The 7665-nt window shown below is 66.7% G+C and carries 8 protein-coding genes; 6 read left to right on the top strand and 2 right to left on the bottom strand.

Translation table 11 applies throughout. The annotated features are described in order from the left end of the window. The 3 genes from NF876_RS30540 to yddG all read left to right on the top strand — a co-directional run. On the top strand, positions 1–301 hold a 301-nt coding region (locus NF876_RS30540), incomplete at its 5' end, for an SDR family oxidoreductase (protein ID WP_262272023.1). 89 nt (positions 302–390) lie between these two features. Continuing rightward, positions 391–1137 (top strand): SDR family NAD(P)-dependent oxidoreductase, encoded by a 747-nt coding sequence (locus NF876_RS30535; RefSeq protein ID WP_262272022.1) that lies wholly within the window; start codon positions 391–393, stop codon positions 1135–1137. Positions 1138–1423: 286 nt separating this feature from the next. Further along, positions 1424–2302, top strand: coding sequence for an aromatic amino acid exporter YddG (gene yddG, locus NF876_RS30530; RefSeq protein WP_262272021.1), 879 nt, complete (start codon positions 1424–1426; stop codon positions 2300–2302). Here the strand turns inward: yddG and NF876_RS30525 are convergent. Together NF876_RS30525 and gloB are read right to left on the bottom strand one after the other, a co-directional pair. Next, complete coding sequence (locus tag NF876_RS30525; protein WP_262272020.1) at positions 2271–3038, bottom strand: GNAT family N-acetyltransferase; 768 nt, start codon at positions 3036–3038, stop codon at positions 2271–2273. The genes yddG and NF876_RS30525 overlap by 32 nt on opposite strands. 34 nt (positions 3039–3072) lie before the next feature. Then, positions 3073–3840, bottom strand: a complete 768-nt coding sequence (gene gloB, locus NF876_RS30520; RefSeq protein WP_262272019.1) for a hydroxyacylglutathione hydrolase — start codon at positions 3838–3840, stop codon at positions 3073–3075. Between the two features lie 117 nt (positions 3841–3957). Here gloB and NF876_RS30515 point away from each other — a divergent pair, with 117 nt between their 5' ends. The 3 genes from NF876_RS30515 to NF876_RS30505 all read left to right on the top strand — a co-directional run bounded on the left by NF876_RS30515 (position 3958) and on the right by NF876_RS30505 (position 7560). After that, on the top strand, positions 3958–4752 hold the full coding sequence (locus NF876_RS30515; protein WP_262272018.1) for a class I SAM-dependent methyltransferase: 795 nt from the start codon (positions 3958–3960) through the stop codon (positions 4750–4752). Between the two features lie 197 nt (positions 4753–4949). Then, entirely contained in the window at positions 4950–5903 is a 954-nt protein-coding gene (locus NF876_RS30510) for an acetyl-CoA carboxylase carboxyltransferase subunit alpha (protein ID WP_262272017.1), read from the top strand. A 370-nt stretch (positions 5904–6273) separates the two neighbouring features. After that, a complete protein-coding gene (locus NF876_RS30505; protein WP_262272016.1) occupies positions 6274–7560 on the top strand; it encodes a L,D-transpeptidase family protein in 1287 nt (428 codons plus the stop codon). The last annotated feature ends 105 nt before the right edge of the window (positions 7561–7665 follow it).

The raw sequence follows: 7665 nt of genomic DNA, 5'->3' as shown, positions 1-7665 counted from the left end.
GGGTCAGGCGAACTATTCCGCCGCCAAGGCGGGCGTGATCGGTTTCGCCAAGGCGCTCGCGCAGGAGAACGCCAACAAGGGCGTCACGGTCAACGTGATCGCGCCGGGCTATATCGCCACCGAGATGGTGAAGGCGGTCCCCGAAGAGGTGCTCAAGTCCAAGATCCTGCCGCTCATTCCGGTCGGACGCCTCGGCGAGGCGGAGGAGATCGCCCGCAGCGTGCTCTTCCTGGCCGCCGACGAGGCCGGCTTCGTCACCGGCTCGACCCTGTCCGTCAACGGCGGGCAGTACATGGCCTGATCCGCACGACATCGTCCCGGAGGCGGTCCGACGCCGCGCTCCGGGCCCGATGCGGCGCATCCCTTCTTGCAACACGGAGAACTTGAGGCATGAACCGCATCGACATGGCGGGCAAGACCGTCGTGATCACGGGGGGCGCCCGCGGCATCGGCTATGCGATCGGCGAGCGCCTGGTGCAATCGGGCGCCAGGGTCGCCATCTGGGATCTCCGTCTCGAGGAGACCGAGGCGAGCGCCGCAGCCCTGTCCAAGGATTGCATCGGCCTGAGCGTCGACGTGGCCGACAGCCTCTCGGTGGAACATGCCGCGCAGCAGACCCGCGGGGCCTTCGGGCGCATCGACGGCCTCGTGAACGGCGCCGGGATCACTGGGCCGGTCAAGCCGCTCGCCGATTATTCCGTCGAGGAGTGGCGCAGCGTGGTGGACGTCAACCTGACCGGCACCTTCAATTGCTGCCGGTCCATCGTGCCGATCATGCTGGAGAACGATTACGGCCGGATCGTCAACATCGCGTCGGTCGCCGGCAAGGAGGGCAATCCGAACCTTGCCGCCTACAGCGCCGCCAAGGCGGGCATCATCGGGCTCACCAAATCCCTGGGCAAGGAACTGGCCAAGACCGGTATCGCGGTCAACTGCATCACGCCCACCACGGCCAAGACGAAGATCCTCGAATCCCTGACGCCGGAATTCATCGAATACATGCGCGTGCGCATTCCCCGCGACCGCTTCGCCGAACTGCACGAGATCGCCGCCATGGTGGCCTGGATGCTCTCGGAGGAGAACTCCTTCACCACGGCGGCCACCTTCGATCTGAGCGGCGGGCGCACCACCTACTAGCGCACCGTGCGAAAAAGTGGGCCCGGTTTTTCCCGTCGAACGGTGCGCCAGCCAAGAGGGGAGCATCGGACAATCGGGATCACCGGGACACGCCCGGTGATGACGGGGTGGTGGATCGACCGGGCGATCAAGACAGGGGTCCGGACGATGCGCCGCTCAAAGGCTTGAGCATCGGATTCGATCCCAAAACCGGGGCCACTTTTCACGTCCGAGGCTCTCGAATTTCCGGCAGGATCCGCCGCGGCGCTTCGCTTCCCGGCGGGAGTCGTGATAGGTGGCGGCCACCATGACGACTCGCACCGCCACCACCATCGGCCTTGCCGCCATCCTGCTCTGGTCCATGCTCGCCCTGTTCACGGCGGCGACGGGCACGATCCCTCCGTTCCAGCTCAACGCCATGACGTTCCTGGTCGGCGGGCTGGTCGGCGTGACGACCTGGATCGCCCGCCCTCAGGGTCTGAAGGCCCTGCGGCAGAAGCCGATCGTCTGGGCCCTGGGGATCGGCGGGCTCTTCGGCTATCACGCGCTCTACTTCGCGGCCCTGCGCTGGGCGCCGCCGGCCGAATCGGGCCTGATCAACTATCTCTGGCCCCTGCTGATCGTGCTGTTCTCCTCGCTGCTGCCGGGCGAGCATCTGCGGCGCGCGCATATCGTGGGAGCGCTGCTCGGCTTCGCGGGCGTCGTGGTGCTGATCGCCGGACGCGGCGCCTTCGACGCGCGCGCCGAATACATGCCGGGCTATCTCTGCGCCTTCGTCGCGGCCTTCGTCTGGGCCGGCTATTCGGTTCTCTCCCGCCGCTTCGGCCAGGTGCCGACCGATGCGGTGGCCGGGTTCTGCCTGATGACGTCGCTCCTGAGCCTCGTCTGCCATCTGGCCTTCGAGACCACCGTCTGGCCCGAGACGACGACGCAGTGGCTCGCCCTTCTGGCGCTCGGCCTCGGTCCGGTGGGCGCAGCCTTCTATGTGTGGGACATCGGCATGAAGCGCGGCGACATCCGCTTCCTCGGGGTGGCGTCCTATGCAACGCCGGTGCTGTCGACCCTGCTCCTGGTGGTCGCCGGCTACGCGGAACCGACCCTGACGCTGGCGCTCGCCTGCGGCCTCATCGTGGCCGGCGCGCTTGTGGCGACGCTCACGCCGAAGAAGAAGACCGCCCCGGCATGACCCGGTGCGTGTAGCGGTAGGCCGTCTCGAAGCCGAGGGTGCCGTAGAGCGCGCGGGCGATCTCGTTCTCCTCCCGCACCTGGAGATAGGCGGTGTGCGCCCCCTGCCCGCAGCCCCAGGCCATGAGGCTCGCGACCACGCGGCGGCCGAGGCCGATGCCGCGCAGGTCCGGCGCGACCACGATGTCGTAGAGGCCGACATAGCCACGCTCCACCACGCCCAGGCCCCAGGCCACCGGCCTGTCGTCGAGGCTCAGCGTGGCGAAGGCCGTCTTCTGGCGGATCCGCGAGACGATCCTCATCAGGGTCTCGTCGTCGGCCTTGTCGCCGCCGTAGGATTCCGCCGCCGCCCGCACCCAGCGCTTGGAGGCGTGCGGGTCGAGATTGACCTCGGGGTCGATCTCGCAATCGCTGCTCGCGATCGGGGCCGTGAGCACATGGGTCGGCTCGACCTCCTTGAAGCCGCGCTGCTTCAGCAGCTCGTCGGCACCGCCCTCCTGCACCCCGTTGAGACGGAAGGTCGGGCGCACATTGGCCTCTACGAAGCGCGCGATCATGTAGTCGAGCAGCTCATCGTCGAGACCGATATCCGGGCGGAAGGGCGTCGCGGAATTGGCGCGTTTCGAATAGCCGTTGGCAAGGCGGAGAACCCAGCCGTCATAGAGCTGATAATCGAACGAGGGCCAGGCGTTCAGGAGACGGCTCTCGAGTCCGATGATGAGGCTGTGGTCGTTCATGAGGCTGTCCGCTCCCGCAAGGTCATGCCGCCCATCAGAACCGGTTCTTCCATTCGCGCAAGGCCTGAAACACCTCCACGGGGGCCGCTCCTTCCTTATGAACGGATTTCGCCAGGGCGGGCTCCCCGGCGCGCAGGAACGGGTTGGCGGCCTTTTCCTGTCCGATGGTCGTGGGCACGAGGAAGCGGCCCTCGGTCCTGGCTGTCTCGGCCTCCGCGGCCCGCGCCCGCAGCGCCTCGTTGTCCGGATCGGCCGCCAGCGCGAAGCGCGCATTGGACAGGGTGTAATCATGCCCGCAATAGACCCGGGCCTCGTCCGGCAGGGCGGCCAGCCGCTGGAGCGAGGCCCAGAATTCGGCGTAGGTTCCTTCGAACATCCGCCCGCAGCCGAGGGTGAAGAGGGTGTCGCCGGCGAACAGCGCCCGGTCCGCGGCGAACCAGTAGGACACGTGATCCAGGCAATGCCCGGGCGTCTCCCAGACATGCGCCTGAAGGCCGCCCACATGCACCGTGTCGCCCTCCCGGACATAGGCGTCGGCATGTGGTACCGCCTCGCGGGCTTTGACCGGAGCCACCACGCGGCATCCGGTGCGGCGCTTCAGGGGCTGGGCGGCCTGCACATGATCGCCGTGCCGGTGCGTGATGAGGATGTCGGTCAGCCGCCAGCCCGTCCGGGCGAGAGCCGCCAGGATCGCACCCTCGTCCGGCGCGTCGACCGCCGCGCAGGCGCCCGTATTGGGATCGTGGATCAGAACACCGATATTGTCCTGAAGGCAGAGAAAGGCGTGGATCTGGGCGGACATCGGGGCACCTTGTCTTGATGTGCTCTGAGCTATCATGGAACAGTCGGCGCGTGAAACCAGACCCGGAGCGCCGCAATGCGCAGGCCGGGCCGGAGCGAGAGGCACCCTGTTGAGGCCATGAGCATCGACATCACCGATCTGCGCGGCTTCTATGCCAGTCCCCTCGGGGCTGTGACGCGCCGCTTCGTCGGGCGTGCCATCGACCGATTCTGGGGGCCGCTGACGGGCCTGCGCGTGCTCGGCCTCGGCTATGCGCCACCCTATCTCTCGGCGGTCAAGGACGAGAGCGAGCGGACCCTCGCCTTCATGCCGGCGAACCAGGGCGTGGTGAACTGGCCCAGCACCGGCGCCTCGGCCTCGGCCCTCGTCGACCCGCTGATGATGCCCCTGCCCGATGCCTCCATCGACCGGGTTCTCGTGGTCCACGCCCTCGAGACCGTGGAGAGCCCGAGCGAGCTCCTGCACGAGATCTGGCGCATTCTCACCCCGGGCGGGCGGATCATCCTGGTGGCGCCCAACCGGCGCGGCCTGTGGGCGCGCATGGACACCACGCCGTTCGGCTATGGCCAGCCGTACAGCCGCTCGCAGCTCAAGAGCCTGATGCGCCAGACCTGGTTCTCGCCGGAAGGCTGGGCGGAAACCCTCTACGTGCCGCCCCTGCGCAACCGTCTCCTGCTCCAGAGCGCGCAGGCCTGGGAGCGGGTCGGGGCCGGGTTCTCGCTGCCTTTCGCGGGCCTCCACATCGTGGAGGCGACGAAGCAGCTCTACCGGCCGGGCGCCGTCCACGCGGTGCGCCGCTCCCGCCGCCTCGCGCCGGTCTTCGCTCCAGTGCCCGCGGCGCCGGCATCGCGAATGGCAGCCTCCTCCTTGATTTTGCCGGGTTTTGAGAGAGTAAGGCGGGGCTCAACTTGACTTGGCCCCTGCGAAACGCCAGTGTCCGGCCGCTTCGGCAGGGCTATCCGGTCTCGCCGGCCTTCATTTTTCCACCAGAGCATCGTGCGGAAAAGTGGATCCGGTTTTCTGCCTGAACGATGCTCTCATAAAGGAGGAAGCATCGGGTTCGTCCCACAAGTGCAAATCCACTTTTGGGCCCGATGCCGTAGAGTCTGATGCGCAGTTATCTCGATTTCGAAAAGCCTGTCGCCGAGCTGGAAGCCAAGGTCGAGGAGCTTCGGGCGCTCGGGGAGAACCGCGATGCCGTCTCCATCACCGACGACATCTCCCGCCTGGAGGTTAAGGCCGCCGACGCCCTGAAGGAGCTCTATGCCAAGCTTACGCCCTGGCAGAAGACCCTGGTCGCGCGCCATCCCCAGCGCCCGCACTTCGTCGATTACTGCGCCGGGCTCATCACCGAGTTCACCCCGCTCGCCGGTGACCGCAAGTTCGCCGAGGACGAGGCCATCGTGGGCGGTTTCGGCCGGTTCCGCGGCCAGCCGGTCTGCGTGATGGGCCAGGAGAAGGGCCACAACACCGAGACGCGTATCCGGCACAATTTCGGCATGGCCCGCCCCGAAGGCTACCGCAAGGCCGTGCGCCTGATGGAGATGGCCGACCGGTTCGGTCTGCCGGTCATTTCCTTCGTGGATACCGCGGGCGCCTATCCGGGCATCGAGGCGGAGGAGCGCGGGCAGGCCGAGGCCATCGCCCGCTCGACCGAGATGCAGCTTTCGCTCGGCGTGCCCAACGTGTCGGTGGTCATCGGCGAAGGCGGCTCCGGCGGCGCGATCGCGATCGCCACGGCCAACAAGGTCCTCATGCTGGAACACGCCATCTACAGCGTGATCTCCCCGGAGGGCGCGGCCTCGATCCTCTGGCGCGACGCCACCCGCGCCCAGGACGCGGCCACGAACATGAAGATCACCGCCCAGGACCTCCTGCGCCTCGGCATCATCGACGGAATCGTGACGGAGCCCGTGGGCGGCGCCCACCGGGAGCCGGAGGCGGCCATCCAGGCCACCGGCAACGCCATCGAGGAAGCCCTGCACGATCTGGGCAACATGGGTCCGGCCGAGATCCGCGACCACCGCGCCGACAAGTTCCTCAACATCGGTCGCAAACTCTAGTGCATCGGACCCCAAAGCAGGTCCCCTTTTCACGGCCGATGCTTTAGGCATTTGTTTTAAAGCATCTTTTCACGCAAAACCGGTTCCCACTTTTGCGCCCGATGCTCGAGGATTCGCCCGACCGGCTCCAGGATTTGCTTGAAACCGGGCGGGTTTCGCCCGGTGCACGGGCCATGCCTCCCTCGGAAGAGATAGGCTCCCTCCCATGAGCATCACCCCGGCCCATCGCAGGCGGTTTTTTTACCTTCCTTTCAGCATAACTCGATTACGGCTCCGCTTGCAGTAAGGGCCAGTTAAGGCTAACGATTTAGGGGTTGAAGGGGAACTGACCGGCACAGAGGCCGGCAGATCAAGAATTGCGGGGTCCCCCATGATGAAGCGTTTCGCATTGGCCGCGAGCCTGGTGCTCGCGCTTGCTGCCTGCCAGGACGACCAGCTTTCCCGTAGCTCCACCCGACACCTCGTGCCGATTCCATCCGCCACGATGGCGCTGATGTCGACCAAGGGCATGTCCAAGGACGACCCCATCCTGGTCCGGGCCTATAAGAAGGAATCGGAGCTGGAGGTCTGGAAGCGCGGCTCCAACGGCAAATACGCCCTGCTCAAGACCTATCCGATCTGCCGCTGGTCGGGCCAGCTCGGCCCCAAGACCCGCGAAGGCGACCGTCAGGTGCCGGAGGGCTTCTACACGGTCACCCCGTCGCAGATGAACCCGAATTCGGCCTATTACCTGTCGTTCGACACCGGCTATCCCAACGCCTACGACCGGTCCTTCGGCCGGAACGGCGGCGACATCATGGTGCATGGTGCGTGCTCGTCGCGCGGCTGCTTCGCCATGACGGACCAGAACATCGCCGAGATTTACGCGATCGCCCGCGAGGCGCTCAGCGCCGGTCAGCGCGGCTTCCAGTTCCAGTCCTATCCGTTCCGGATGACTGCCGAGAATCTGGCCAAGCATCGCCTCGATCCGAACATCGGCTTCTGGAAGAACCTGAAGGAAGGCTCCGACACCTTCGATATCTCCAAGGATGAGCTGCGTGTGGCGGTCGCCAACCGGCGCTACGTCTTCAACGCGGATGAGAGCACCGTGGCGGCCGTGGCCCAGAAGCAGCGCCACGACGAGCAGGAGGTGGCCGATCTGATCGCCAAGGGCGAGAAGCCGATCAGGCTCGTCTACAACGACGGCGACACGCACGAATCCTTCCGCGAGGCCCTCGCCAATGCGACGGGCGTGTCCGACACCAAGCTCGGATTCGTGAGCCGCACGGAGGGGATTTCCTCCGGCCCGCGGCAGATCGCCCTCGACGACAGCGGCCGCGAGAAGATCGATGCGCCGTCGACCGCCCTCGCCTTCGCGTCCATGAAGGAGGTTCCCGCCTCGCAGCCGGAAACCCGTCAGGCCGTCACCCAGCAGACCGCTCCGGTGGCCGTGGCGGCGGCGGCCTCCTCGCAGGAGACGCCCTCCTCGCAGGAGACGCCCTTCTACAAGAAGATGCTCGGCGGCGTGGCCGGCCTGTTCGGCTCGTCGGCGTCGCAGCCCGTGGCCGAGACGGTGCAGGTTGCGCCTGCTTCCGTCAGGGCGGCTCCGGCCACGAAGGCCGTGCCCCAGAAGCGGGCTCAGGGTCCAGAAAAGGTCAATGTGGCCGTGGCCAACTGAGCCTCCCAGGGAGCAGAGACATCGCAAGGCCCGCCTCTCCGGCGGGCCTTTTTCGTTGAGTGACCGCCTAGAGCCTCGGACGTGAAAAGTGGACACCACTTTTGG

Source organism: Microvirga yunnanensis, from assembly GCF_025460875.1.
The sequence above is the reverse complement of the archived record's forward strand: the minus strand, read 5'-3'. Positions and strand labels throughout refer to the sequence as shown.

Excerpts from the sequence above, each read along its gene's own strand:
- NF876_RS30535 (WP_262272022.1), top strand. The coding sequence starts at position 391 with ATGAACCGCATCGACATGGCGGGCAAGACCGTCGTGATCACGGGGGGC.
- yddG (WP_262272021.1), top strand. The coding sequence starts at position 1,424 with ATGACGACTCGCACCGCCACCACCATCGGCCTTGCCGCCATCCTGCTC.
- NF876_RS30525 (WP_262272020.1), bottom strand. The coding sequence starts at position 3,038 with ATGAACGACCACAGCCTCATCATCGGACTCGAGAGCCGTCTCCTGAAC.
- gloB (WP_262272019.1), bottom strand. The coding sequence starts at position 3,840 with ATGTCCGCCCAGATCCACGCCTTTCTCTGCCTTCAGGACAATATCGGT.
- NF876_RS30515 (WP_262272018.1), top strand. The coding sequence starts at position 3,958 with ATGAGCATCGACATCACCGATCTGCGCGGCTTCTATGCCAGTCCCCTC.
- NF876_RS30510 (WP_262272017.1), top strand. The coding sequence starts at position 4,950 with ATGCGCAGTTATCTCGATTTCGAAAAGCCTGTCGCCGAGCTGGAAGCC.
- NF876_RS30505 (WP_262272016.1), top strand. The coding sequence starts at position 6,274 with ATGATGAAGCGTTTCGCATTGGCCGCGAGCCTGGTGCTCGCGCTTGCT.